We start from the raw sequence: 327 nt of genomic DNA, 5'->3' as shown, positions 1-327 counted from the left end.
AGCGAATGCAGCCGTAATTTCCTTACTTTTGTTTAAAGCCACATTTAACATGAAGTCTGGCTTACACATACGGTTCACTTCTCTAGCCATATCCTGAACAGGGTTATCTTCTAAATTTCCCCATGTAGAACGAGGGTCGCCAATCATCTTTGCATTATGGAAAGTTTGAATAGTTTCTAATCCAGCGATACCTGGCATAATACCTTTTGGACCGCCTGAAAATCCTGCAAAGAAATGAGGTTCAATGAAACCAGTGACGATTTTGAAATCTGACTCAACATAGTCTTTATTGAGATATGCATCACAACCATATTTACTCTCCCCAAC

1 protein-coding gene is annotated in these 327 nt (G+C 39.4%); it reads right to left on the bottom strand.

Going from position 1 to position 327, the window contains the following annotated elements:
* Positions 1 to 327 (bottom strand): lactate racemase domain-containing protein (locus ACYVTD_RS18670; RefSeq protein WP_461249079.1); only part of this gene is annotated, 327 nt, incomplete at both ends.

This window comes from Treponema sp. R6D11, from assembly GCF_054786075.1.
The sequence above is the reverse complement of the archived record's forward strand: the minus strand, read 5'-3'. Positions and strand labels throughout refer to the sequence as shown.